Raw genomic sequence first — 23,697 nt, forward strand, 5'->3', positions numbered from 1 at the left:
ATACAGCTCATCCAGAGGGGCAGAGGGAAACGGCCCGATGAAGCCCCGGCAACCCTCCAGTCGGTACTCGTAGCGATCACTGTCGATCGTCTCCGCGAGGCTCCCGGCTAGGGAAGGTGCCAAATCCGTCTCACGGCGAGATGCGTCGTGAGGAAGATGAGGAGAAAGGGCCTCGCCTCACATGGCTGTGCAGACTGTTGCAAGCACCACCGACTCCGCCGAGACCGTCGACCTCGGTCCCGCCGCGGCTCTTTCCTGCCGCGAGTGCGGTCACCGAGTACCCCTCGGACCGGTCTTCGCGTGCGAGGAGTGTTTCGGCCCGCTGGAGATCGCCTACGACTTCTCGGCCTACGACGCCGAGGAGCTCCGCAAGCGGATCGAGGCGGGTCCCGCGAACATCTGGCGCTACGCGCCCCTCCTGCCCGTCCCCGCCGACGTGGCCACCAAGCCGAACATCAACCCCGGCTGGACCCAGCTCGTCAAGGCCGACAACCTCGCGCGCGAGCTGGGTGTCGACGCCGGCCAGCTGTTCGTCAAGGACGACTCCGGCAACCCGACGCACTCCTTCAAGGACCGCGTCGTCGCCCAGGCCCTGGAGGCCGCCCGCGCCTTCGGCTTCACCACCCTCTCCTGCTCCTCCACCGGCAACCTCGCCGGTGCGGTGGGCGCCGCCGCCGCCCGCGCCGGCTTCCGGTCCTGCGTGTTCATCCCGCACGACCTGGAGCAGGGCAAGGTCGTCATGGCGGCGGTCTACGGCGGTGAGCTCGTCGGCATCGAGGGCAACTACGACGACGTGAACCGTTTCTGCTCCGAGCTGATCGGCGACCCGGCCGGCGAGGGCTGGGGCTTCGTCAACGTCAACCTGCGGCCCTACTACGCCGAGGGCTCCAAGACCCTGGCGTACGAGATCTGCGAGCAGCTCGGCTGGCGGATCCCGGACCAGCTGGTCGTGCCGATCGCCTCCGGCTCGCAGCTCACGAAGATCGACAAGGGGCTGCAGGAGCTGATCAAGCTCGGGCTCGTCGAGGACAAGCCGTACAAGATCTTCGGCGCGCAGGCCGAGGGCTGCTCGCCGGTGTCCGTCGCCTTCAAGGCCGGCCACGACGTCGTCCGCCCGCAGAAGCCGAACACCATCGCCAAGTCGCTGGCGATCGGCAACCCGGCGGACGGTCCCTACGTCCTGGACATCGCTCGCCGTACCGGCGGTGCGGTGGAGGACGTGACGGACGAGCAGGTCGTGGACGCGATCAAGGTGCTCGCCCGGACCGAGGGCATCTTCGCGGAGACCGCCGGTGGGGTGACCGTGGGTGTGACGCGCAAGCTGATCGAGAACGGTGTCCTCGACCCGACGAAGACGACGGTTGTGCTGAACACCGGTGACGGTCTGAAGACACTGGACGCGGTGGCCGGTACGGGGCTCACCGCGACCATTCGCCCCAACCTGGACTCGTTCCGCGAGGCTGGTCTCGTCTAGGGCCTGTCCCGTCGATTTCGTCTGCGGGCCGGGTGGGCCCTGGTCGCGCCCGCGCGGCGGTAGCCGCACATTGAACACAGCCCCGCGCCCCTAGGGGCGACTACCTGACCGGAGGTCACAACGTGAGCGTCACCGTCCGCATCCCGACCATCCTGCGCACCTACACCGGCGGGCAGGCTGAGGTCGCCGCCGAGGGGGGCACCCTCGGCGAGGTCATCGCCGACCTGGAGAAGAACCACACCGGGATCGCCGCCCGTGTCCTCGACGACCAGGGCAAGCTGCGTCGGTTCGTCAACGTCTACGTCAATGACGACGACGTCCGGTTCGAGCAGGGGCTGGAGACGGCGACGCCGGACGGCGCGGGTGTCTCCATCATTCCGGCCGTCGCCGGCGGCTGACCGAATGACCGATCATTACCCTCGGTAATGCCAATTACCGAGAGTTCACCGGATTGCCCCCTCCGTGAGAGAAGCGGAGGGGGCAATTCTGTGTGGTTGAGCGAGGTACAGTTGGGGAACATGCCGCCGATTCACGGGTCGGTGGCCCTTGATTTCATGCCGCACCCCCGACAAGAAGTAGCCAAAGTGTGCGGGTTTTTTGCGGCTTTTGTTCCCTTTATCGGGTCCGACTTGACCTGAAGTCAGGGGAATTGTCCCCACATTCCCGACCGGGCGTGCCCGGATTTCTCGTCCGATTGACCTGTTGCAGACGGCAGTTGGGCAGATACATTCAGCCGCGGTCGACGCGTTCCGGCGCACGCCCCCGACCGATGGGGGGTGAGGTCTGACCCGGATCCGCGAAGTGTGGATCTGTGCAAGGGCCAGTAATAGGGGAGTTAGGCATGGCTCAGGGCACCGTCAAGTGGTTCAACGCGGAGAAGGGGTACGGCTTCATCGCGGTCGACGGTGGTGCGGATGTTTTCGTCCACTACAGCGCGATCCAGATGGACGGGTACCGCACCCTGGAAGAGGGCCAGCGAGTCGATTTCGAGATCTCGCAGGGTCAGAAGGGGCCGCAGGCGGACATGGTCCGGCTGGCGGCCGGCTGAAGCACGCGTCGACTTAAAGCAGCGACGTTCTTCTTCGAAGGGCCCGCACCTCCCGGGGTGCGGGCCCTTCGCCGTGCCCGGGGTGCGGGGCGCCTTCACCATGCCCGGGCCTGCGTGTGGCCTGCCCGGACCTTGCCGAACCCTGTTCGCCCACTGCGGAGCACCCCGCCCGATCCCCGAGAGCCGCTTGCACTCGCATGGGTCGAGTGCTAATCATTGCGTTAGCACTCTGAAGGTGAGAGTGACAACGAAGGACCGGGTCGGTGAGGCCCGCAGGCCAGGTGGGGCAAGGAACCACGAGGCAGGCGAGCCGTCCGTCGCGGGCGCGGGCGCGGTCCGAAGGAATCACCCCCAGTCCTGGAGGGACCACTTCACATGGCCAAGATCATCGCGTTCGACGAGGAGGCGCGGCGCGGCCTCGAGCGCGGCATGAACCAGCTCGCGGACGCCGTGAAGGTGACGCTCGGCCCCAAGGGTCGCAACGTCGTCCTCGAGAAGAAGTGGGGCGCCCCCACGATCACCAACGATGGTGTGTCCATCGCCAAGGAGATCGAGCTCGAGGACCCGTACGAGAAGATCGGCGCCGAGCTGGTCAAGGAAGTCGCCAAGAAGACGGACGACGTCGCCGGTGACGGTACGACCACCGCGACCGTTCTCGCCCAGGCCCTGGTCAAGGAAGGCCTGCGCAACGTAGCCGCCGGCGCCAACCCGATGGCCCTCAAGCGCGGTATCGAGAAGGCCGTCGAGGCCGTCTCCGCCGCCCTGCTCGAGCAGGCCAAGGACGTGGAGACCAAGGAGCAGATCGCCTCCACCGCCTCCATCTCCGCCGCCGACACCCAGATCGGCGAGCTCATCGCCGAGGCGATGGACAAGGTCGGCAAGGAAGGCGTCATCACCGTCGAGGAGTCCCAGACCTTCGGTCTGGAGCTGGAGCTCACCGAGGGTATGCGCTTCGACAAGGGCTACATCTCGGCGTACTTCGCCACCGACATGGAGCGTATGGAGGCCGTCCTCGACGACCCGTACATCCTGATCGCCAACTCCAAGATCTCCTCGGTCAAGGACCTGCTCCCGCTCCTCGAGAAGGTCATGCAGTCGGGCAAGCCGCTGCTGATCATCGCCGAGGACGTCGAGGGCGAGGCCCTGTCGACCCTGGTCGTCAACAAGATCCGCGGCACCTTCAAGTCCGTCGCGGTCAAGGCCCCGGGCTTCGGCGACCGCCGCAAGGCGATGCTGAACGACATCGCCATCCTCACCGGTGGCGAGGTCATCTCCGAGGAGGTCGGTCTCAAGCTCGAGAACACCTCCCTGGACCTCCTGGGCAAGGCCCGCAAGGTCGTCATCACCAAGGACGAGACCACCATCGTCGACGGTGCCGGCTCCTCGGACCAGGTCGCGGGCCGCGTGAACCAGATCCGCGCCGAGATCGAGAACAGCGACTCGGACTACGACCGCGAGAAGCTCCAGGAGCGCCTGGCGAAGCTCGCGGGCGGCGTGGCCGTCATCAAGGCCGGTGCCGCCACCGAGGTGGAGCTCAAGGAGCGCAAGCACCGCATCGAGGACGCCGTGCGCAACGCCAAGGCGGCCGTCGAGGAGGGCATCGTCGCCGGTGGTGGCGTGGCCCTGCTGCAGGCCTCCCAGGTGTTCGAGAAGCTGGAGCTCGAAGGTGACGAGGCGACCGGCGCCAACGCCGTGAAGCTCGCGCTCGAGGCCCCGCTCAAGCAGATCGCCGTCAACGGTGGTCTCGAGGGCGGCGTCGTCGTCGAGAAGGTGCGCAACCTGACGGTCGGCCACGGCCTCAACGCCGCGACCGGCGAGTACGTGGACATGATCGCCGAGGGCATCATCGACCCGGCGAAGGTGACGCGTTCCGCGCTGCAGAACGCCGCGTCGATCGCCGCGCTGTTCCTCACCACCGAGGCCGTCATCGCCGACAAGCCGGAGAAGGCCGCCGCGCCCGCCGGTGGCGGCATGCCGGGCGGTGACATGGACTTCTGATCGACCTCGGGGGCTCGACCTCCGGTTGATCAACGTCCTTGCCGAGGGCGGCACCTCCTGTTCCGACAGGAGGTGCCGCCCTCGGGCGTGTTCGGGGTCACAGCGGGGCGGGGGCGGATGGGGAATGTGTGGCAGCGCATAGGCAGTTGCTTAATTGGGTGCAACAATGCGCGCGCACATACCAGACGGTCTGCAGAGCCGCTGGTCAATAGAAGCAACTCCCGAGGAGCCCTCCCCGTGACCGTCACCGAGTCCGCCGCCTCCCGTGCGGCCCAGATCCTCTCCCGGCCGACCATGATCAACGGCCTCACCGTCCCGAACCGCATCGTGATGGCGCCGATGACCCGTATGTTCTCCCCGGGCGGCATCCCCGGTGAGGACGTGCGCTCGTACTACGCCCGCCGCGCCGCGGCCGGGGTCGGCCTGATCGTCACCGAGGGCACCTACGTCGGCCACGACTCGGCCGGGCAGAGCAGCCGCGTCCCGCGGTTCCACGGCGAGGAGCAGCTGGCGGGCTGGGCGAAGGTCGCCGAGGACGTGCATGCGGCGGGCGGCACGATCGTGCCGCAGCTGTGGCACATCGGCATGGTGCGCAAGGAGGGCCAGTCGCCGTACCCCGAGGCCCCCGCCGTGGGACCCTCCGGTCTGCGCATCGGCGAGACCGAGCCCACCGGTAAGGCGATGACCCGGAGCGACCTGGACGACGTCATCGGCGCGTTCGCCCAGGCCGCCGCGGACGCCGAGCGCATCGGCTTCGACGGCGTGGAGCTGCACGGCGCCCACGGCTATCTGCTCGACCAGTTCCTGTGGGAGGGCACCAACCGCCGCACCGGCGCCTACGGCGGCGACCCGGTCGCCCGCACGAAGTTCGCCGCGGAGATCGTGGCCGCCGTACGCGAGAGGGTCTCCGCGTCCTTCCCGGTCATCTTCCGCTACTCCCAGTGGAAGCAGGAGGCCTACGACGCCCGGCTCGCCGAGACCCCCGAGGAGCTGGAGGCCATCCTCACCCCGCTCGCCGCGGCCGGCGTCGACGCCTTCCACGCCTCCACCCGCCGTTACTGGCTCCCGGAGTTCGACGGCTCCGACCTGAACCTGGCCGGCTGGACGAAGAAGCTCACCGGCAAGCCGACCATCACCGTGGGCTCGGTCGGCCTCGACGGCGACTTCATCGGCGCCTTCGTGGGCGAGGGCTCCACGGTCAAGGGCATCGACGACCTCCTGGACCGCCTGGAGCGCGACGAGTTCGACATGGTGGCCGTCGGCCGCGCCCTGCTCCAGGACCCTCAGTGGGCGGCGAAGGTGCTGGACGGACGGTTCGGGGAGCTGGCGGCGTACGACGCGGAGTCGCTGAAGACCCTGAGCTGAGCGCCAACTCGGGACTAGTGTCCGAGAGATGAGGATCCTTCATCTCTCGGACACGCACATCGAGCGCACCGACGCTCCCGACAAGAACGGCGTCAACGCCACCGATTCACTGCGCCTGATGCTCACCGAGCTACGGCATCTACGGGACGTCGACGCGGTGGTCGTCACCGGAGACATCGCCGACGACGGGGCCGTGGAGGCGTATACGGCCGTACGCGAGCTGGTGGGCGAGTTCGCGCGGCGGCTGGGGGCGCCGGTGTTCTATACGACCGGCAACCACGACGAGCGGGACGCCTTCGGGAAGGTGCTCGGGAGCGGGCACCCGGAACCGGAGCTGGTCCTGGACTCCGAGGTGTTGGAGCGGGCCGCGGTGAGTACGGTCGGCGGATGGCGCTTCGTGACGCTGGACTCGCTGGTGCCGGGGAAGGTGTACGGCGAGCTGAGTCGGCGTCAACTGAAGTGGCTCCGTGAGGTGTTGAGTCAGGGTCAGAGTCCTAGTCAGCCGTCCGAGCGGGGGACCGTCCTCGCCTTCCATCACCCGCCGATCAGCCTCGACATCTCGGCGACCCAGCCGCACTTCGGGCTGCGCAACCCGGGGGAGCTGGCGGAGGCGATCCGGGGGAGTGACGTACGGGTCGTGCTGACCGGTCACTACCACCTCCAGCTCTTCGGGCTGCTGGAGTCGGTGCCGGTGTGGGTCACTCCGGGTGTGGTCAGCCGCGTCGACCTGACGGCCGCGCCCGGAACGGAGCGCGCGGTGCGCGGGGCGTCGGCGTCGCTGGTGGAGCTGGGCGGGGCGACGGGGCCGATGTTCCATACCTTCCATGCGCGGGACCCTCGGGCGCACGAGACGGTGTACGAGCTGGACGAGGAGCAGGTGCGGGCGTTCGTGGAGCGGGAGGCGTGACCACGTGGCCTGCATCATCGGCGCCGGTGTCGGCTTCGGCTCGATGCCCGCGCTGATCATGAGCGCCGTGCCTGCTTCGGAGACGGCCGCGGCGAACAGCCTCAACACGCTGATGCGCTCGCTCGGCATGTCCACGGCGAGTGCCGTCGCGGGCGTGATCCTCGCCCAGATGACGACGAACCTCGGCGGTTACACCCTCCCATCCGAGAACGCCTTCAAGGTGGTCCTGGCCTAAGGGCGGACTGGCTCCTACAGGTTGCCCAGCGGCTCGATGTCGACCTTCACCGGCGTGCCCCAGACGCGCAGCACCTCATAGTCGGTGAACTCGTGCACGAGGCGGTAGGCCATGGCGGGGCGTGGGCCGCGGCGCTGGGCGGCGATATACAGCTCGGCCTCGCGGCGGTCGCGGCGCGGGGTGCCGCACAGCTGCCACTCCTGGCCGTTCCACAGCTCCGGCAGCCAGCGCTGCTGGGGCTGGGGGCGGTCGCCCCGGACGCCGTAGCGGGAGGGGGCGGTGTGCTCGGGGGCGCGGGGGACGTCGGGGGCCGGGCCGTTGAACTCGGAGCGGCGGGCCGCTCGGCGGCGGGTCTCGCAGAGCAGGCAGAGGTCGGGGGCGGCGGTGTCGACGGGGCCGTTGGGGTGCTCCGGGCAGCGGGTGGTGGGGGCGGCGCCGGTGACGCTCTCGTCGAGGAGGTCGAGGGCGCGGCGGAGGTCGGCCTTGACCTCGTGGAGTTTGCCGTCCGGGGTGGTGGCCGTGAGGGACTCGCCGTGTTCGCCGAGGAGGCGGAGGGCTCGGCCCAAGGCGGTGAGCTGGGCATGGTTCATGGGGTGGCTCCGGGGGCTTGCGGGGGCCTGGTCAGGTGGTGCGGTAGACCTTCAGCATGCACATGGAGGGTCCGCTGCCTCCAACCGGGCCATGTGGAGTTCCTCGGTATCCACAGTGAAGCCGAGAGGCTCGGGGAGTTCCACCGGGGCTCCCCAGGGGTGGGAGACGACGCGTTGGTAGCGGGCGTCCCTGGGTTCGCTGTACACGACAACGGTGTTGTTGTCACGGTCGATGAGCAGGTAGACAGGGAGGTCGACTGCCGCATAGCCGACGGGCTTGTCGATGCGGTCTCGCTGATGGGTGTCGCGGTCGTGGGACGTGATCTCGACAGCCATCACGATGCCGTTGGACCCGGACCACGATTGGCCATCGGGTGCGGGGACGCGTGCGCGGGCAGGGAGGTAGTACTGAGCTTGGCAGTAGCCACTGGATCGACCTCTAGCTCGATCTCGTGGGTCAAGCCCCCGCAGGTGTTGTGAGCACCTGGCGGGGGCTGTTCGTTATTCGGACGAACGCTCCAAGTCAACTCGCGGGGTGGGAGGGCGGGTTGAGACCCTCCAACCATTCCTTGCAAAGAGGGCTCGGCGCTGGCCGCTTGAGCTTCGGGCCGGAGGTATCGGGGCGTCAGCCCATGCTCTTCGCGCCGTCCAGGGACTCGCGGATGATGTCGGCGTGGCCCGCGTGCTGGGCCGTCTCGGCGGTGATGTGCAGCAGTACCCTGCGGGCCGACCATTGAGCCTCAGCCTCGAACCACGGGGCCTTGGGCAGCGGGTGGGCGGCGTTCAGGTCGGGCAGGGTCGCGACCAACTCGTCGGTGCGGCGGGCCACTTCCTCGTACTCGGCCAGCACGCCGGCCAGTGTCTCGCCGGGCAGCATCCGGAACTCGTCGGCGCGCTTCGCGAAGTCGGCCTCGGTCATGGCGGTGAAGTCGGGCATGGCCGATGGGCCGTGCTGGATGAAGGCCGCCCAGCCCCGTTCCACCGACGTGACGTGTTTGATCAGGCCGCCGAGACACAGTTCGCTGACGGTGGTGCGCTCGCCGGCCTGCTCGTCGGTGAGGTCGCGGGTCGTGAAGCGCAGGAAGTACCGCTGCTGGGCCAGCGACTCCAGCAGGTCGGCGCGCTCGTCGGTGGCGGTGTCGGTGACGGGGTTGTGCGTGGTCTCAGTCATGACGGCCACGCTAGGAGGCAATGAGGTCAGATCCTGACCGCTTTGACGAAGGCCGACCACGCCGATGCTCGGAATACGAGCTTCGGGCCGTGGGGGGTCTTGGAGTCGCGGACGGGGACGAGGGTGGGGATGTCGTGGGTGACTTCGAGGCAGTCGCCGCCGCTGCCCCCGCTGTACGTCGACTTGCGCCAGCGGGCGACCTCAAGGCAGTCGCCACCGTCGCCGCCGCTGTAGCTGGACTTCTTCCAGGTGACGCCGTCCAGGTCGTACTCAGGGATGTTCCTCATGGGCGTAATCCTGCGCCATCGCCTCAATCAGGGCCAGGGACTCCTGCGGCGAGAGTGCGCAGGCCATGAGGAGTTCGTAGGTGAACCTCTGGTGCCTGACGGTCGCCGGGTCGTCCTCCAGCCGTCCCGTGCCGACTCCTTCGAAGTAGACCAGCGGAGGGGCGTCGTCGAAGTCCATGAGCTTGATGGCGCCCTGCATCGCCGCATGTGCTCCCGCACCGAATGGCAGCACCTGCACGATGACCCGACCCCGGCGGCACAAATCGGCGATGTGACGAAGGGCCTCCGTCATCACCTCGGGCCCGCCCGTCACCCGCCGCAACGCCGCCTCGTCAATCACCGCCCACAACAACGGCTCTGTTGGATCGTCGAGGAGTCGCGTGCGCTCCATCCGGGCCGTCACTAGTTGCTCGATCTTCTTCTCCGGGGCTGTCGGCTGGTATGCCCGGCATACAGCCCTCGCGTACGCCGGCGTCTGCAGCAACCCGGGGATCAGCAGCGGCGCGTACTGCCTGATCGCCGTCGCCTGAGCCTCGGCCTCCGCCGCCTCCGCGAAGTGCTCCGGATACTTGGACTTGTTCGCTGCCTTGCAGTTCCGCACGAAGAAACCGTTCGTGCCCAGCACCTCGTCGGCCAGCGGTGCCATGTCGGGCCGCAAGCGCCGCGTACCGGCCTCAAGTTGGCCGATGAACGCGCCGCTGACGAACAGTTTCAAGCCCAGGGCCTCCTGGCTCAGGCCCTTCTTCTCGCGCGCGTGGCGCAACTCCGCGCCCAGCAGCGCGCGCGGCGAGGACGACGGATCGAGATCCTTCGGTGCTGGCATGTGTAACTCCCGGTCCACCAGACGAGGTTGTTGGGGCGCCCCGTATGGCCAGGTTAGGGGCGTGACCGCCACGCTGTGTTGTGAATCGCAAACTCTGCGTGGAGAGGTGAAGTCAACGTGCGGTCGACCGAAGAAGTCGTGGTGTCCCTGCGGGAGGCGCTCAGGGGAGTGGGCGTCGTACTGCCCTCCCTGTGTGTGGATCCGGTCACCGGCGCCGGAGACGAGCCGTTCGCTCTCGTCCAGCTCGGGCGCTGCAATGTCCGCACCGCGGAGCGGCTCGCGGCGGTGCTGCGGGGTGAGTCGGTGGAACCCGCGCCGACGAAGGAGGAGCTGTTGGCGCGGGTTCGGCAGGTCAACAAGGAGGGGAGACTGCCGCGTTAGGGATGGTCAGGCCGGCTCGGAGGCGCGGTCCAGGCGGTCGGCGTGATCACGGACGAGGTCGGCTGGCCCACGGCCGACCTTCTCGGCGCGTAGGCCGCCCACGCCGCCTGGCTCGTCGCCCAGCACGCCGACCGTCAGCTCAACGTCCAGCGGTGGGTGCTGCCGCAGATGGCGAGTTGGGCGTTTCGCGGAGAGCCGGGGGCGTCATGCTGCCGAGTGGGCGATGAAAGTGACTTCCTCGCCATCGTTGTCCAGGGCGATGTTCAGGGAGGCGTCCAGAGCCATGGCCAGGCGTCGCAACAAGGGAAGTGTTGGCACGGTGTCGGCGCCTTCGACCCGGGAGATCTTGGCCTGGGTGAGTCCGGCTCGCTCCGCGAGCTCAGTCTGGGAGAGCCCCAGTTCTGTGCGGCGGTCGTACACGGCCTTGGCGAAGGCCATGGCCAGTCGGATCTCGGCACGCTCGGCCGTGACCTCGGGGGACTCGGAGTACCCCTCGGCCAACGTCTTTTCGCGGCTCAGCTTCCAGCGGGCATGACTCATTGCGTCTCCCCTTCCTCTCCGCGGCTGTATGTACTGTGGGCCGGTCCGTGCTTGCTGTCGCACACTGTGCGGGCAGCCACCGCACGAGCGACCTGCGCCGCCTCGTGCATCCGGGTCTTCCGGAAGACGGTGAGGAGCACGATGCGGCGTCCCGGGGCGAACCAGTACGTGATGCGCGTGTCCACGCCGCCCAGCGTGGGGCGCAGCTCGTACACCCCCTCCTCGAGAGGTCGAGCGAACGGCATGGGCGTTTGCGGACCCAGTGTGGCCAGCAGCTCTGCGTACTCCTCCACTTTGCGGTGCTGTTTGTCGGGCAGGGACTCAAGCCAGGACCGCACCTCAGGTTCCAACTCGATCACGTACAGGGCGTCCATGTGGCGCACCGTATTATGTCGCCAACGGCATAATCGCATGGTTGTGAAACGCTCACCAGATGGAGTGACCTGGCACCGAGGCTGTGGCTTCAGGCAGTCTCTGCGCCCCCAGCGTGCCGTGGGCCGCTCCTCGTCGCCGTCCGGAGTTCCTGGCCGGGCTGGTCGCGCAGGGCGTAGGACGCGCCACTGGTTCGGCACGGCCGCTGGCCCTGTACCCGGTGTGCGGTTGCGGCGACCCGCACGCGCTCGACGTCGAGCCCGAGCTGAGCCCCGACCGCGTACTGGGTGTGCCACGAGGCGGGCGTGAAGGTCGCGGCAGTGGGGGCACGCCTGCCCACCAGTACGTGGGCGCCGTGGCCGCCGGTGCCGTGTAGATCAGCAGCCGCGAGGTGGTGCGGCAGCTGACGGCGGCCGGACTGCGTCGGCCGAGGTGGCATCTGGCTCCGTCGGAGCGGGGCTGAACCAGGTTTCGGCTTCGTGGCGGATACCGATCGCTGTGGCCGTCTCGGCGGCTTCGCGCAGCGACGTACCCGCTCGCATGGCTGTCACTGCCAGGGTGACAAGGGAGACCGAAGGGCCGTCGAGGTAGGGGACAGGGAGGTGGTCGGGGTTACGGAGCGCGCTGAACAAGGCTGTCTCCAGCTGACGCTCTCTTGACCACTCCTTCGCGGGCGATACCACGTCGAAGCCGAGGGCGGTGAGGGAGGCGGCGATCTCTTCGGTTTGTCGGCTGGTGTGGTCAGCGGCGGCGCGAACGGCGTCAGGCGAGATGGGGCTGAACTTCTCCGCTGCCGAGCGCCCAAAGGCAAGGCTTTCGACGTCTTGCTCCCTCAACGCAGAGACGGCCTTCGGATCGAAGGAGAAGTGGTACCCCAGGGAGGTGAATCGGCCGACTGCCTCGGCCAGGGAGATGCCGGCCCCGTGCGCGGCTCCGGCGACGCGGCTGAGGGAAACGGGACAACTGAGGTCAGCGAGTCCGGGGTCCGTGCCGAGGAAGGCGATGTCCTCTCGGGAGGGCAGGTGCTCGTCCTCGGGTACCTCCGACACCCTGTACCCGAGTTCACGGAGCCTGTCGGCCAGGGCGCGCGCAGGGCGGTTGAGATAGCGGGAAGCCGCCGCAACGTAGCGTAGTGACACGTCCCGGTCCACAAGCGGCTTCTGGGCCAGCAGGGCCCGGTCGTCATCGGTCAGTTCCTGTGGTTCCGCGGCTTTCGGCGGCAGGGTGAAACCGAGCTGCCCGAGGAACTCCCTGATGGAGCGCAGAGGCAGGTCCGTCGTATGCGCCACCGCTGTCAGCTGCGCCGAGGAGACGTGCAACGCCTTCTCGGGGGAGGGCCGCGTGCCGTACGCCTGCCACAGTTCCGCGATGACCTTGCGCTCCTCCTCGCTCCAGTGCTCCCGGACCGGGAACTCCGCTGGCACCGTGAAACCCAGTTCATCGAGCCGCTGTGCGGCCCAGGGCGTGCTGTGGGCGGCCTGTGCGGCGCTGACGCATATCTGGACCGGCGACAGCGTCGCACCGGGTGCCAGCCAGCCGTCCGGATCGCCCAGTGGGCGAAGCAGCGGCAGGTCGGAGTGCTGGGCCGCGGCGCAGCCCAGCAGGGGCTCGACACGGTAACCCCATTCGTCCAGTCGCTCGGCGACCTCCGCGGGCGAGCGACTCGTATGCGCACTCAGCTCGAAGGTGTCCGCAACGCTGACAGCAACGGCGGGATCACGCCAGCGGGGCAGTGCCATGATGCTCATCAGGCCGGTGCTGACGAGCTGTGGGGACGGCGTGCGAGCGGTGAGCCCGGACGTCAGCTGCCCCGTCATCCATCTCTCACGCCAGTGCCGCCAGTTGAGGAACCTACCGGTGACGTTCAGCAGCGCGAGATCCGACGGGCGGGCGCACTGCGCTTCGGCGCGGTCGATGTGCGGGAGCGAAACCTGCCCGCCGAGCCCCGCCGCGTACAGAGCACCCAGCCGCCGGCGGAGGACAGGCGGCGGCATGGTGAGGAGGAGCGAGGCGAGACCCGACCGATCGGACTCTCTGTGACGGCCGGTCACCAGGGGCAGCAGATCGGCGTCGGGCGGGAAGAAACCCACCTGACTGAAAGGTACGGAGACGTCGTCCTGGAGCCGCCAGGGGAGATCGGCCCGACGTGCCTGCCCGGCGACCCGGTCGGCGAAGGCCACGGACCAGGTGCTCGCGCCCTCCAGCCAGGCGGGATCGGGCAGTCCCAGGCGCGGCTCTGTGAGGCTGGGGATGGCGGAGGCCATGCGCTCCATCACGTGCGCCTTGTCGTAGGAGCGCACCTTCTTGCGGTCCACCGTCAGTTCCGGCGCTTGCCTTCCGGTGAGGTTGACGACAGCGCCGTACACCTTTTTGGCGTACTCGGTCTCCGCAAGCAGACCGTCTGCCAGGAGGATGCCGTCGCCTTCAAGCCACCACAAGCCCGGGTGGTCCGAGGGGATACACCACGCGGGCCTCTTGCGGACGAAATGCGCGCGTGGGTAGATCTCCAGGGCTGCAGGGGAAAGCTCGCCCGGCACCCACTCGCGGCACCGCGCCCCGTGGGTCGCCGATGTGCCATACGGCGCCACCCACAGCACCTTTTCCAGCGCGTCCACGCACGATACGGACCTGCGCTCCTTGCTGAGCAGCAGCTGGATCTCGGTCCCGGCGTCCTCCCCCGGTCCCAGGTCCTCCACCCGGAAGAAGTTGCCCGGTCCGGCGATGGTCACCTGCAACAGCCGCCCGGGCCGCCCGTCTCGCCCCATGCGGCAGGTCCGTACGACGATCTCGTCGGCGAGCATGAAATAGCTGAGCACGCCGATGCCGAACCGCGAGTTCGGATGGAGCTCCGGTTTCGGGTCGGGCAGCTGTGCCCAGGCCGCCTGCTCCTCGACGTACTCCGGCAGGTCGACGAAGCGTGCCCCACCCTGCGAGAAGACGGTGCTGAGCTCGGTGATGCCCATGCCGATGCCGTTGTCCCGGCACTGCAGATAGGGGCGGCCGTCGGAGCGGATGCCCTGGACGAACTCGATCCGCCCCTCCCAGGGGGCGACCGTCCGGTTCGTGCCCCGCAGATACTGTGTGCGGCAGTCTCGGTAGCGGAGGGCGTCCAGCGCGTTCTGGTACAGCTCGCGGACGGCCAGCTCGCTGTCGCCGTAGAGTTCCTCGCCCATGAGGAGTTCCTGGACGCGGTCCTCGGCCAGTTGGAAGCGGATGCCGTCGGAGAGCTGGTCGGGGGTGTTGCCGTCGAGGCGCACGCGGCTGCCGTCGGCGTAGGGCGGGAGCTTGTGGAGCGGGGCGAGGGCGGGGATGTCGCCGCGGTTGATGTCGCGCAGCAGTACGTCGACCCGGGTCGCGTGCCCGCGCAGTGCGACCTGGACCGCCGGGTGGGTGCACACCGCGTTCAGGGAGCGGCCCAGGCCGGAGACCCGCCAGTCGGAGCGTCGCACCGTGGCCAGGAGGGCGGCGGGATCGACGCTGTCGTGGACACCGATGTGTTCGACGACGATCTCGGGCAGGTCGACCGGATCGACGGCCATAGCGTGGGCGGCCTTGACCAGGGCTGTGACCAGGGCAGTGCGCACCTCGTGCTCGTCGCCTGTGCTGGCGGCGATGACGTCGTGGTCGTCGTCGTGCACGCGGAACCCTTGAGGCTCCGGGGCGGTGCTGGACCGACGGATGGTGAACGGCGCCGTGCGGTGCTCCCGGAGGAGCCGCGCCATGCGCTCCCCGGATATGGCGTCGGCGACCCAGGGTGGGTGTTCCCGGTCGGAGATCACGTCGCCGAGAAGGGACTTGAGGCGTTCGGCCGTGTACAGCTCTGGCTGCTTGAGGAGCCAGCGATGGAAGAGCCACCAGCTGATGCGCTGGGCCGAGTCGCCGGCGGCCTTCCGGTGTTCCAGAGCGCGCAGTCGGCGCTTGAGACGGGGAAAGCCCTGGGCGAACTTGTCGAAGTTGTGGTGGTCGGGGCCGTCAGCCGTCACGCCCTCGGCGAGTACGTTCCTGCGCTGGGCCGCTTCCTGGGCCCAGAACGTCTGGGTGACGAGGGGGAACAGGAAGGCGAGCGCGGCCTCGGTCGGTGACAGCGCTTCGTCGGTCAGCTGACTGACCAGGAAGCCGAGCCGATTGTGGGCGCGCTCGGCCAGTGCGGTGTCGTGCCACGGATCGTCGCCCAGTGCCCGCGCCGCCTCCTCGTACGCCGTTGCCAGCCGGCCCGCCAGGACCCGGCAGACGTCCTGGAGGATCTCCCGCGCCCTGCCCTCGGGAGTACGGTGCCACGGGTAGTCGTCGACGTCCCGTACCCAGGCGTGAACCTCGGTCCGTCGTTCGGCGCCCGGCAGCAGTGGGAAGTCCCGGCCGTCGGCGTCCGTCTCGCAGGTCACCTTCACCTGCTGCGGTCGGCCCGTCTTGCCGTAGGCCCGGTGGTAGACGCCGACCCGCTCCTGCACCTGTGTGGAGAACTCCCGCAGACCGAGGGCGTGTGGATCGTTGGAGATCACGTCGGCGACGGCGCGCGAGAAGAGGCTGAACGACTCGCCCTGTTGCGTCCCCACGTCGGAGCCGGGCCGGACTGTGTCCGTGTCCCGTACGAACAGGGCGACTTGGGGCTTCGCGCAGGCGTGGACGTAGGCGACTTTGCGGCGCAGGGTGCCGATGATCTCGGGTGCCCGCCAGGGCCGGGTACCGGGGATCGACTTGGTGTCCGGTGCCCTGCCCTCACGACAGGCGTCGATCAGGAAGACGACGCGTTCCGCGGGGGACTTCTCCACCTCCTTGTGCCAGCCGATCTCGATGCAGCCGTCGGTGAACGGTTCCGTGCCGGGGGCGTCCTCCGGCACCAGGTAGTCCTTGCCCTCGACGTGGATCCCGTGCCCGCTCAGCACGATGAGCAGGCAGTCGCCGGTGCGGGCATCGCTCAGGAACCGGTGGACGGCGCCGCGCACGGTGTTCTGCGTAATGCCGCGCCGGTTCTCGAGGACATCAGCCTGGAAGCCGCGGCTGGTCAGGACCTCGCGTAGCCGATGGAGGTCGTCGCGGACGAAGGGGAGGTCCCCGTAGCCCGGGATGTCGGAGTAGTCACTGGCTCCAATGAGCAGCGCCTTGTGCTGTGGCATGGGCGGCGCCGGATCAGGCGGGCCGCTTGAATGTCAGTGTCAGGCCCCGGGTGCCCTGCATTTGCCCGGTGCCGATGAGCTGGATGCCACCGCTTGCGGTGACCTGGAAGGAGAGCTGTGCCTCGGCGAGCGGGAGCGGGCCGCCGCGGTCGGCGACCTCCTGGAAGATCCCCTGCAGGGCGTCGACCGTCTCGGCGAGGCTCTTGCGGAGCGGACCGAGAGGCACCGAGCGCAGTACGGCGTCGCCATCGCGGCTGAACAGGCCCATGCTGTCGCTGCTCTGCGCGGCGAGCGCGATGTCCTCCTCGGTCGCCGTCACCCAGAAGTGCAGGGTCTGCCCGTCTTCCGAGGCCTGGACCATGGTGTCTTCCGTGACATCCCCGGCTCCCCCGACCCGGTCCAAGGCCTGCTCGCTCATGCTGCCCCTATCCCCTCAGCCATGATGCCTGTGCCACTGTCATCTGTTGGAGGGACAACTCTAGTTCCGTCAGGGGGGTGTACGGTCCGTGATACGGCAACTCGTTCCCGTCGCCCGCGTTCTTCGCGCAGTTCGTACGCGGACTGCTCCTCGTCCTCGCTCGCCTTCACGAACCCAGCGGGCCGCGCGGCCGCCCGCCGTACCCAGGACTTCGTCGAGCATGAGGGCGGCTTTTCGTCAGCGACTCGATCATCGGGGAGCTGGGCTGGCGGCAACGGCCCTGCCTCACACTCGATGTTGTTGGACTCCCGCAGGGGCTGGCCCGCCGAGCGGCTGGCGGCGGTTGTTGCGGGGCGAGCCGCTGCCGCCCCTGCCGACGACGGAGGAGCTGATGGCGCGGGTCCGGCAGGTCAACCGGGAGGGGAGACTGCCGCGCTAGGCCGCGTTAGGCCGAGTCAGGCCGACTCGGAGGCGCGGTCCAGGCGGTCGTACTGGTCCTGGGTCAGGGACACGGCGTTCGACCCCACGTTCTCCTCCAGGTGCGCGATGCTCGTCGTCCCCGGGATCGGGAGGATCACCGGGGAGTGGGTGAGGAGCCAGGCCAGGACGACCTGCGTCGGGGTCGCGTCGAGTTCCTTCGCGACCGCGGCGATCTCCGACCTCGCCCCCGACGTCCCCGCCGCCCCGGGCCGCCACGGCAGGAACGCGACGCCCGCCGCCTCGCAGGCCTTGAGTACGGGCTCGTGCTCGCGGTCGAGGAGGTTGTAGCGGTTCTGGACGCTGGCGATGTCGACGACGGTCCGGGCCTCCGCGAGTTCGGCGGCCGTGACCTCGGACAGGCCGATCCGGCCCACCTTGCCCTCGTCGCGCAGGTCGCGGAGGGCGCCGAGCTGGTCGGGGAGCGGTACGGCCGGGTCGAGGCGGTGGAGTTGGAGCAGCTCGATGCGGTCGAGGCGGAGGCGGAGCAGGGCCTCGTCGACCTGGGCGCGGAGGTCGGCCGGCTCGCCCGCGTGGCGCCAGCCCTCGCCGGAGGTGGTCCGGCGGATGCCTACCTTCGTGGCGATCAGGAGATCAGCGGGGTACGGGTGCAGGGCCTCGGCCAGGAGGTCCTCGTTCGCGCCCCAGCCGTACATGTGCGCCGTGTCGATCAGTGTGACGCCCAGTTCGACGGCCCGCCGGGCGACCACGACGCAGGCGGCGCGGGCCTCGGCGGTGTCCGGCCGTAGATGCATGGCCCCGAATCCGAGCCGTCGTACTTCCAGGTCGCCGCCGATGCGGAATGTCGTCGGTGCCGTCATGTGGCCACGCTAACAGGGGAGTTGGTGGCCATCTGAGACGTGGCTGAGAAGCTCCTGCCACTCCGACGAAATCGCTGACAATTTCGACCGGTGCAGTCCGTCCCGCAGGGCAGACTGTGTTCGAACACTGGACGAATGGGGGCGGCTTTGGACGGCATAGAGTTGACGTCGGCGGTGCGGGTCCTGCGGGACGAACTCGTGGCGGCTGCTGCGGCCGCGGACGGTGAGCGGATCTCATTCGAAGTCCAGGAGATCACCTTGGAGTTCGAGGTCGAGCTCCGTGCCGAGGCCCGGGCCAAGGCCGGCTTCAAGGCTTGGGTGGTCTCGGGGGAGGCCGATGGTGCCGTGGGCAGGAGGCGCGGTCACCGGGTGGCGCTGACGCTGAAGCCCAAGGACGCGGAGTCTGCAGGCGGTTCGGTGGAGATCGGCAATGACACTCAGACCGATCTGAGCGCGTTCGGGCTGGGGACGGGCGGTTGATCAGGCCGGGGGCGGAAATGTCGTCCGTCACCGAGCATCGCATCGCGATCGTGACCGCCGATCGCCAGGGCAGCGGTTATCTCTTGTCCAGCCACCTCGTCCTGACGACGGCGCATGTGCTGGGAGACAGACAGCCTGTCGTGGCCGTTCCCGGTGGCAGTGGCCCGCGGCGGGCCGTGGTCGTATGGCAGCGCCGTGACGAGCGCTGTGACGCCGCCCTGTTGCTGACGGACGCCGAGTTGGTCGATGCGGCGACCGCCGACGGTCTCTCGCGTGTGGCGTGGGGGCGTATCGCCGCACTCGACCCGCTGCCGGGATGCCAGGCCATCGGTTTTCCACAGGCCGCTCGCATCGAGGGCAGGCCCGACACCGAGCAGCTGGTGGGCACTCTCAAGCCCGGGTCGTCGCTGATGCGCGGCAGATACGTGCTGGACAGCGTCCACAACGCTCCTTCGCCGGGTGACGGTCCGTCACCCTGGTCGGGCATGTCGGGTGCCGCGCTCTTCGCCGAGGGGCTTCTGATCGGTGTGGTCTGCGGGGACCCTGTGGCCTGGGCACACGGGCGAGTGGAGGCCGTACCGGTCCAACTGCTTTTGGAAGACCCTGAGTTCACCGTGCTGGTGGAGCGGCACACAGGGGTCCGGCCCGTGCTGGCGCCGGTCGGGCCTCGTCCGTCGTCCTTCGCGGTCGACTTCACGTGGGAGCCCCTCTCGGGCACGGACCCCGTCAGGTTCGGTGCCCACCGGGTTCCGGACGGGGCCGGACTGCCGGACAGCGTCGGATACGTGCCACGTGACGTGGATCAGGAGCTGCGCGGCGCGGTCGGGTCACTCGCGGGGCGGGGCGGTCTGCTGCTGGTCACCGGCGACTCGGCGGCCGGAAAGACACGCTCCCTGTTCGAGGCGATGCGCGCCGAACTGGACGAGTGGGTGGTGTGCCGTCCGGATCCGGACGCGGACCTGGCCGGACTGGCCGGTTCGGCGGCCCGGCAGAGCGGGCGTACTGTGCTCTGGCTGGACGACCTTGAGATGTATCTGCGGCCGGATGGGCTCACATCACGGCTGCTGGACGAGCTCGAAGGTGTCGGGTGCGTGGTGCTGGCAACCATGCGATCCGAGTTCCACCGTGCCGTCGTTGCCGCGAGTGCGGCCGGGGCGGCCGCGACCGCCGCTCAGGGGCGGCATTCGTCCGCGCGAGTCGTCCGCCGTGCCGTACGGATCAGCCTCAAGCGCCAGTGGAGCGACGCGGAACGGTCGCGGGCACAGGAGCGGCAGGCGTCCGACTCCCGCCTGCGACAGGCCTTGGCCGCTGACACGGTGCACGGGGTGGCCGAGTACCTTGCCGCCGGGCCGCAGTTGTGGGACCTGTGGCAGGAAGCCGCGGAGGTGGGCGGCAACCCACGGGGAGCGGCGCTGGTGGCCGCGGCGGTCGACCTGGCCCGGACCGGACTGCGTGGTGCCGTGGAGACCAGCGTGCTAGAACGCCTGCACGGCTACTACTTGGAGGGAATGGGCGGTGCCGCATTGCGGCCGGAGCCGCTCGAGGACGCCTGGGCCTGGGCCACCGAGGTCATGCTCGGCGTCACCAGCCCGCTGATTCCCGCGGGCGCCGACCGCTGGCGGGCGTTCGACTACCTGGTGTCCGCCACGGCCCGTCGGTCGGCGCCGGGGAAACTCCCGGACATGGCCTGGCACGCGGCCGCGGCGATCGCCGAGGGGGCGGACTGGGAGTTCGTCTGGATGACGGCGGCGGCCGCCGACCGGCTCGATGTGGCCGCAACCGTACTGACGACCCCGGCCGAGGCCGGAGATCTGGAGGCCCTGGTGAACCTCGGCGGCATCGAGCTGCGGCTGGGGAACGCATCGGAGGCGGAGGGCTGGTGGGCACGTGCCGCCGACCGCGGAGAGGGGGTGGCCCTGCACAACATCGGCTGCCTTCGGATGCGTGCCGGCGACATGGCTGGGGCCCGTGAGTACTTCGAGCGCGCTGTCGATGCCGGCGCCCTCGCGTCCGTGGGAGCACTGGGAAACGTGGCCCGGGCGCTCGGCGACGACGAGGCAGCAGTCACTTGGTGGCGCAAGGGCACTGAGCTGGGGGACCCAGGCAGCGCGTTCAGCTACTCACGGTTTCTCCGCCAGGACTGGCGTCAGGACGAATCCATGGAGGCGCTGCGGGTGGCGGCCGAGGGCGACCATCCCCTCGCGGCTCTCTCGTACGCGGGAGTGCTGCTCTGCCGTGACGAGGGGGACCGGGCGAACGCGTTCATCAGCCGAGCCTACGAGGGGGCCCGCAGGGACGCACTGCTGACCGGCAACACGAGCAGTGCTCTGACTGCCTCAGTCGCCTCCATGGCCTTGGGAAACATGGAAGCTGGACGGACCTGGGAGGCACGGTACGTCGAGGAGGGAGGGGAACTGCCCTGGCGGATCGTCGACCGGCTGGGGACGGAGTCCGGGCTGCGGGCGCTGGCCGTCGACCCTGACACGTGGCAGCGGCTTGGTGAAGCCGAGGTACGCAGGATCATGGCCTGCCTGTGGACCGGCGACTGCATGGACTGCGGCTACCCGCTGGGGGACGGCGTTCCGGCTCTGCACGTCGACGAGCAGTCGGTGATGACGACTGCGGGGATCTACCACTTCGGGATCTGCCGGTACCCGGGTTGGAACGACTCCGCACTCGTCAACATCGTCTCCGGTAGCGGGGCCACATGGACGACCGCGTCGCTCGTGGCTGGGTACGGCACCCCGCACGCGTTCGCGATGGTGATCGTCAATCCCTCGCTGGAGCAGGTGAGCCTGGAAGAGGACGGATCGGGTGGCTGGCGTCTCGCGGCCCCGACCATGCACGCTCCCTTCGCGAAGCTGGCACCGTTCGACGCGCGCAACTCCCTGGCGATCGACCCGAGCAACGCTCCGGAGGGGGCACGGCTCGTGGGTGAAGAGCTGTATGTGCTGGTGGGCGTGACCACCTGGTGGGTCGGTCTGGAGGACGCCATCGCCGCACACGTGCGACAGCGAGGGGGATTCTTCCTCGTGGTCACCCATGGGCTGAAGGCGTCGCAGCAGGTGGATGAGGCGAACGTCATGGCTTCTCTGGAGACACCTCGGACCATGGGGGGCTGGATCAAGTTGAAGCACGACTGACCCTGCCCTGTGGGGTGTGCGCGCCCCCGGGCGTGCTGGTCAGCGGGCCGTCGCCAGCGCAGCGCGCAGCCGGCCGCCGGTCTCTTCCAGGAGGCGGGCGGCCGTGGGGCCGTCCACCTCGCCCAGCAGGATCAGGATCGCCGTCTTCACCTCGCCGCCCGCCTCGGTCAGGGCCCGCTCGATGTCGGCCTCGTCCGCGCCCGTGGCCAGCGCGACGATGCGGCGGGAGCGGGCCCTCAGCTTGTCGTTGGAGGCGCGGACGTCGACCATCAGGTTCCCGTAGGTCTTGCCCAGGCGGATCATCGTGATCGTCGACAGCATGTTGAGGACCAGCTTCTGGGCCGTGCCCGCCTTCAGGCGCGTGGAGCCGGTCAGCAGTTCCGGGCCCACGACGATCTCGATGCCGTGCTCGGCGGCCGCCGCCAGCGCGCTGTCCGGGTTGCAGGACAGGCCGATCGTCAACGCGCCCCGCGCACGGGCGTGCTCGACCGCGCCGATCGCGTACGGGGTGCGTCCGGAGGCCGAGATGCCGACCACCGTGTCGGTGGCGGTGAGCGCGAGGGCAGCGAGGTCGGCGCGGGCCAGGTCCTTGGAGTCCTCGGCGCCCTCGACCGAGGTGACCATCGCTTCCGGGCCGCCCGCGATGAGCCCGACGACCTGGGTGGGGTCGGTGTTGAAGGTGGGCGGACATTCGGAGGCGTCGAGCACGCCCAGGCGACCGGCCGTACCCGCACCGGCGTAGATGAGGCGCCCGCCCTGTGCCATCCGGTCGGCGGTGGCGTCGATGGCGGCGGCGATCTCGGGGAGGCGCGACGCGACGGCGGTGGGTACGGCCGCGTCCTCGCCGTTCATGAGACGGGCGATGTCGAGGGTGGGGAGCCGGTCGATGTCGGCGAGTTCGGGCCGGAAGGCCTCGGTGGTCAGGGAGTCCAACTCGGCGCGGACATCACGGGGGTTGGATGTCGAGGTCATGAGAGACGGCTCTTTCTGAAGTGCGGTGCGCTGTCTGACCTGGAGGGGCGCGGGACTGTATCGATATGCGGCTCCGCCGCGTGGGCGCGACAAGCCACATCCTGCCCGCAGACACCCACAAGCGGTCCGACCTACGGTCTACCGGCGATGCCGATGCGCCAGCGCCTCATAGGACGCGGCCAGCGCAGGCGCCGCACTCTCATAAGTCCGCTGAGCAACCCCCACGAACAGGCAGTCCACCACCAGCAGCTGACTGGTCCGGGACGACATCGCCGCAGGACGCAATTCACTCTCCCGAGCCGTCGACGTCGTAAGAATGTGATCGGCGTACTGAGCAACCGCCCCGTCCGGGCGCCCGGTGATGGCAACCGTCGTGGCCCCATGCTCGAAAGCCACCCGCAGCGGCTCGATGACATCGCCCGTCGACCCGGAATGCGTAATGGCGATCGCCACGTCACCCGCACGGAGCTGCACGGCGTTCGTCACGGCGAGGTGCGGATCGCTGTGCGCGTGGGCTATCAGCCCTATGCGCAGGAGCTTCTGCGTGAGGTCCTGCGCGACAAGGCCGGACGCCCCGACGCCGTACACGTCGATACGGCGGGCCCCGGCGGCGGCAGACACCGCCGCTCCCAGCTGGGCCGTGTCGAGGCCGGCGGCCGTGTCGGCGAGGGTCTGCTGCTCGTCGTAGGCGAGTTTCGCCACCACGTCGGCGATGGGGTCGTCCACCGCGATGTCGGTCGTTATGGCGGGGGCGCGGCCCGACTGCTGCTGGGCGGCGAGGCCGGCGAGGGCGAGGCGCAGGTCGCGGTAGCCGGGGTAGCCGAGGAGGCGTGCGGTGCGTACGACCGTCGCCTCGCTGGTGCCGGTGAGTTCGGCGAGGCCGGTGACCGTGAGCGCCGCGCAGCCCGCCGGGTCGCCCGCGACCGCTTCGGCGACGCGCTGCATGGAGCGGGTCATCGACGGGGCGAGGGTGCGCACCTTGGCGGCGAGGGCGGCGGGGGCCGGAGGGGGGCCGAAACTTTCCTTCACCTTCTGGGTCACGTGTGAAAGATATTTTCGGCTCGGCGTCCCGGTCAAGAGT

At 69.2% G+C, this 23,697-nt stretch carries 21 protein-coding genes, 2 pseudogenes and 1 riboswitch; of the genes and pseudogenes, 11 read left to right on the forward strand and 12 right to left on the reverse strand.

Annotated features, from left to right (window positions below; genetic code table 11):
* Window positions 1–4 precede the first annotated feature (4 nt).
* A riboswitch (SAM riboswitch) is annotated at window positions 5–163 on the forward strand.
* An 18-nt stretch (window positions 164–181) separates the two neighbouring features.
* The 7 genes and pseudogenes from thrC to ACIREI_RS36615 all read left to right on the forward strand — a co-directional run.
* The gene (gene thrC, locus ACIREI_RS36585) at window positions 182–1,474 is read left to right on the forward strand and encodes a threonine synthase (RefSeq protein WP_403342463.1); all 1,293 of its coding nucleotides are present in this window, start codon (window positions 182–184) and stop codon (window positions 1,472–1,474) included.
* 122 nt (window positions 1,475–1,596) lie between these two features.
* Window positions 1,597–1,872, forward strand: a complete 276-nt coding sequence (locus tag ACIREI_RS36590; RefSeq protein WP_301999691.1) for a MoaD/ThiS family protein — start codon at window positions 1,597–1,599, stop codon at window positions 1,870–1,872.
* Between the two features lie 443 nt (window positions 1,873–2,315).
* A complete protein-coding gene (locus tag ACIREI_RS36595; protein WP_016436693.1) occupies window positions 2,316–2,522 on the forward strand; it encodes a cold-shock protein in 207 nt (68 codons plus the stop codon).
* A 375-nt stretch (window positions 2,523–2,897) separates the two neighbouring features.
* The gene (gene groL, locus ACIREI_RS36600; protein WP_403342467.1) at window positions 2,898–4,520 is read left to right on the forward strand and encodes a chaperonin GroEL; all 1,623 of its coding nucleotides are present in this window, start codon (window positions 2,898–2,900) and stop codon (window positions 4,518–4,520) included.
* A gap of 237 nt (window positions 4,521–4,757) precedes the next feature.
* Window positions 4,758–5,885 carry an NADH:flavin oxidoreductase gene (locus ACIREI_RS36605; protein WP_403342470.1) on the forward strand — a complete coding sequence of 376 codons (1,128 nt, stop codon included), beginning with the start codon at window positions 4,758–4,760 and terminating at the stop codon, window positions 5,883–5,885.
* 28 nt (window positions 5,886–5,913) lie between these two features.
* The gene (locus ACIREI_RS36610; RefSeq protein WP_403342473.1) at window positions 5,914–6,792 is read left to right on the forward strand and encodes a metallophosphoesterase family protein; all 879 of its coding nucleotides are present in this window, start codon (window positions 5,914–5,916) and stop codon (window positions 6,790–6,792) included.
* 4 nt (window positions 6,793–6,796) lie between these two features.
* A pseudogene (locus tag ACIREI_RS36615) lies at window positions 6,797–7,024 on the forward strand (MFS transporter); the annotation flags it as partial.
* Window positions 7,025–7,041: 17 nt separating this feature from the next.
* Here ACIREI_RS36615 and ACIREI_RS36620 read toward each other — a convergent pair.
* The 5 genes from ACIREI_RS36620 to ACIREI_RS36640 all read right to left on the reverse strand — a co-directional run bounded on the left by ACIREI_RS36620 (window position 7,042) and on the right by ACIREI_RS36640 (window position 9,898).
* A complete protein-coding gene (locus tag ACIREI_RS36620; RefSeq protein ID WP_403342476.1) occupies window positions 7,042–7,617 on the reverse strand; it encodes a hypothetical protein in 576 nt (191 codons plus the stop codon).
* 51 nt (window positions 7,618–7,668) lie between these two features.
* Complete coding sequence (locus ACIREI_RS36625; RefSeq protein ID WP_403342479.1) at window positions 7,669–7,953, reverse strand: Uma2 family endonuclease; 285 nt, start codon at window positions 7,951–7,953, stop codon at window positions 7,669–7,671.
* Window positions 7,954–8,242: 289 nt separating this feature from the next.
* On the reverse strand, window positions 8,243–8,788 hold the full coding sequence (locus ACIREI_RS36630; protein ID WP_403342481.1) for a DinB family protein: 546 nt from the start codon (window positions 8,786–8,788) through the stop codon (window positions 8,243–8,245).
* Between the two features lie 26 nt (window positions 8,789–8,814).
* The gene (locus ACIREI_RS36635) at window positions 8,815–9,075 is read right to left on the reverse strand and encodes a DUF397 domain-containing protein (RefSeq protein ID WP_403342484.1); all 261 of its coding nucleotides are present in this window, start codon (window positions 9,073–9,075) and stop codon (window positions 8,815–8,817) included.
* Window positions 9,059–9,898 carry a helix-turn-helix domain-containing protein gene (locus ACIREI_RS36640; RefSeq protein WP_403342487.1) on the reverse strand — a complete coding sequence of 280 codons (840 nt, stop codon included), beginning with the start codon at window positions 9,896–9,898 and terminating at the stop codon, window positions 9,059–9,061. Before ACIREI_RS36640 ends, ACIREI_RS36635 begins: the two co-directional genes overlap by 17 nt.
* A 117-nt stretch (window positions 9,899–10,015) precedes the next feature.
* Between ACIREI_RS36640 and ACIREI_RS36645 the strand changes: the two genes are divergently transcribed.
* Window positions 10,016–10,279, forward strand: a complete 264-nt coding sequence (locus tag ACIREI_RS36645) for a hypothetical protein (RefSeq protein WP_403342490.1) — start codon at window positions 10,016–10,018, stop codon at window positions 10,277–10,279.
* A gap of 204 nt (window positions 10,280–10,483) precedes the next feature.
* On the opposite strand, the gene ACIREI_RS36650 is transcribed toward ACIREI_RS36645, so the two are convergent.
* Window positions 10,484–10,819: a helix-turn-helix domain-containing protein gene (locus ACIREI_RS36650; protein WP_403342492.1), complete on the reverse strand. Its 336-nt coding sequence runs from the start codon at window positions 10,817–10,819 to the stop codon at window positions 10,484–10,486.
* Window positions 10,816–11,193 (reverse strand): type II toxin-antitoxin system RelE/ParE family toxin, encoded by a 378-nt coding sequence (locus tag ACIREI_RS36655; protein WP_403342495.1) that lies wholly within the window; start codon window positions 11,191–11,193, stop codon window positions 10,816–10,818. The genes ACIREI_RS36650 and ACIREI_RS36655 overlap by 4 nt, the downstream gene beginning before the upstream one ends.
* A gap of 143 nt (window positions 11,194–11,336) precedes the next feature.
* Between ACIREI_RS36655 and ACIREI_RS36660 the strand changes: the two are divergent.
* A pseudogene (locus ACIREI_RS36660) lies at window positions 11,337–11,598 on the forward strand (hypothetical protein); the annotation flags it as partial.
* Here ACIREI_RS36660 and ACIREI_RS36665 read toward each other — a convergent pair.
* The 3 genes from ACIREI_RS36665 to ACIREI_RS36675 all read right to left on the reverse strand — a co-directional run bounded on the left by ACIREI_RS36665 (window position 11,569) and on the right by ACIREI_RS36675 (window position 18,021).
* Window positions 11,569–16,305, reverse strand: coding sequence for a caspase family protein (locus ACIREI_RS36665; RefSeq protein ID WP_403342497.1), 4,737 nt, complete (start codon window positions 16,303–16,305; stop codon window positions 11,569–11,571). The pseudogene ACIREI_RS36660 and the gene ACIREI_RS36665 overlap by 30 nt on opposite strands.
* A 13-nt stretch (window positions 16,306–16,318) precedes the next feature.
* Entirely contained in the window at window positions 16,319–16,723 is a 405-nt protein-coding gene (locus ACIREI_RS36670) for a hypothetical protein (protein ID WP_403342500.1), read from the reverse strand.
* A gap of 455 nt (window positions 16,724–17,178) precedes the next feature.
* Window positions 17,179–18,021, reverse strand: a complete 843-nt coding sequence (locus ACIREI_RS36675) for an aldo/keto reductase (RefSeq protein ID WP_403342502.1) — start codon at window positions 18,019–18,021, stop codon at window positions 17,179–17,181.
* 135 nt (window positions 18,022–18,156) lie between these two features.
* Here ACIREI_RS36675 and ACIREI_RS36680 point away from each other — a divergent pair, with 135 nt between their 5' ends.
* Window positions 18,157–18,501, forward strand: coding sequence for a trypco2 family protein (locus ACIREI_RS36680; protein ID WP_403342504.1), 345 nt, complete (start codon window positions 18,157–18,159; stop codon window positions 18,499–18,501).
* 50 nt (window positions 18,502–18,551) lie between these two features.
* The gene (locus tag ACIREI_RS36685; protein WP_403342507.1) at window positions 18,552–21,644 is read left to right on the forward strand and encodes a serine protease; all 3,093 of its coding nucleotides are present in this window, start codon (window positions 18,552–18,554) and stop codon (window positions 21,642–21,644) included.
* 39 nt (window positions 21,645–21,683) lie between these two features.
* On the opposite strand, the gene murQ is transcribed toward ACIREI_RS36685, so the two are convergent.
* Both murQ and ACIREI_RS36695 read right to left on the reverse strand, forming a co-directional pair.
* Window positions 21,684–22,616 carry an N-acetylmuramic acid 6-phosphate etherase gene (gene murQ, locus ACIREI_RS36690; protein WP_403342510.1) on the reverse strand — a complete coding sequence of 311 codons (933 nt, stop codon included), beginning with the start codon at window positions 22,614–22,616 and terminating at the stop codon, window positions 21,684–21,686.
* A gap of 138 nt (window positions 22,617–22,754) precedes the next feature.
* Complete coding sequence (locus ACIREI_RS36695; RefSeq protein WP_403342512.1) at window positions 22,755–23,657, reverse strand: MurR/RpiR family transcriptional regulator; 903 nt, start codon at window positions 23,655–23,657, stop codon at window positions 22,755–22,757.
* Window positions 23,658–23,697: the final 40 nt, after the last annotated feature.

This window comes from Streptomyces sp. NPDC093591 (assembly GCF_044764885.1).
In the GTDB taxonomy this organism is placed as follows: domain Bacteria; phylum Actinomycetota; class Actinomycetes; order Streptomycetales; family Streptomycetaceae; genus Streptomyces.

What these genes read in the sequence shown, in the direction of transcription:
- ACIREI_RS36635 (WP_403342484.1), bottom strand. Translation starts at nt 9,075, where the DNA reads ATGAGGAACATCCCTGAGTACGACCTGGACGGCGTCACCTGGAAGAAG.
- groL (WP_403342467.1), top strand. Translation starts at nt 2,898, where the DNA reads ATGGCCAAGATCATCGCGTTCGACGAGGAGGCGCGGCGCGGCCTCGAG.
- ACIREI_RS36655 (WP_403342495.1), bottom strand. Translation starts at nt 11,193, where the DNA reads ATGGACGCCCTGTACGTGATCGAGTTGGAACCTGAGGTGCGGTCCTGG.
- ACIREI_RS36650 (WP_403342492.1), bottom strand. Translation starts at nt 10,819, where the DNA reads ATGAGTCATGCCCGCTGGAAGCTGAGCCGCGAAAAGACGTTGGCCGAG.
- ACIREI_RS36640 (WP_403342487.1), bottom strand. Translation starts at nt 9,898, where the DNA reads ATGCCAGCACCGAAGGATCTCGATCCGTCGTCCTCGCCGCGCGCGCTG.
- murQ (WP_403342510.1), bottom strand. Translation starts at nt 22,616, where the DNA reads ATGACCTCGACATCCAACCCCCGTGATGTCCGCGCCGAGTTGGACTCC.
- ACIREI_RS36665 (WP_403342497.1), bottom strand. Translation starts at nt 16,305, where the DNA reads ATGCCACAGCACAAGGCGCTGCTCATTGGAGCCAGTGACTACTCCGAC.
- ACIREI_RS36670 (WP_403342500.1), bottom strand. Translation starts at nt 16,723, where the DNA reads ATGAGCGAGCAGGCCTTGGACCGGGTCGGGGGAGCCGGGGATGTCACG.
- ACIREI_RS36680 (WP_403342504.1), top strand. Translation starts at nt 18,157, where the DNA reads ATGGGGGCGGCTTTGGACGGCATAGAGTTGACGTCGGCGGTGCGGGTC.
- ACIREI_RS36675 (WP_403342502.1), bottom strand. Translation starts at nt 18,021, where the DNA reads ATGACGGCACCGACGACATTCCGCATCGGCGGCGACCTGGAAGTACGA.
- ACIREI_RS36625 (WP_403342479.1), bottom strand. Translation starts at nt 7,953, where the DNA reads ATGGCTGTCGAGATCACGTCCCACGACCGCGACACCCATCAGCGAGAC.
- ACIREI_RS36595 (WP_016436693.1), top strand. Translation starts at nt 2,316, where the DNA reads ATGGCTCAGGGCACCGTCAAGTGGTTCAACGCGGAGAAGGGGTACGGC.
- thrC (WP_403342463.1), top strand. Translation starts at nt 182, where the DNA reads ATGGCTGTGCAGACTGTTGCAAGCACCACCGACTCCGCCGAGACCGTC.
- ACIREI_RS36610 (WP_403342473.1), top strand. Translation starts at nt 5,914, where the DNA reads ATGAGGATCCTTCATCTCTCGGACACGCACATCGAGCGCACCGACGCT.
- ACIREI_RS36630 (WP_403342481.1), bottom strand. Translation starts at nt 8,788, where the DNA reads ATGACTGAGACCACGCACAACCCCGTCACCGACACCGCCACCGACGAG.
- ACIREI_RS36620 (WP_403342476.1), bottom strand. Translation starts at nt 7,617, where the DNA reads ATGAACCATGCCCAGCTCACCGCCTTGGGCCGAGCCCTCCGCCTCCTC.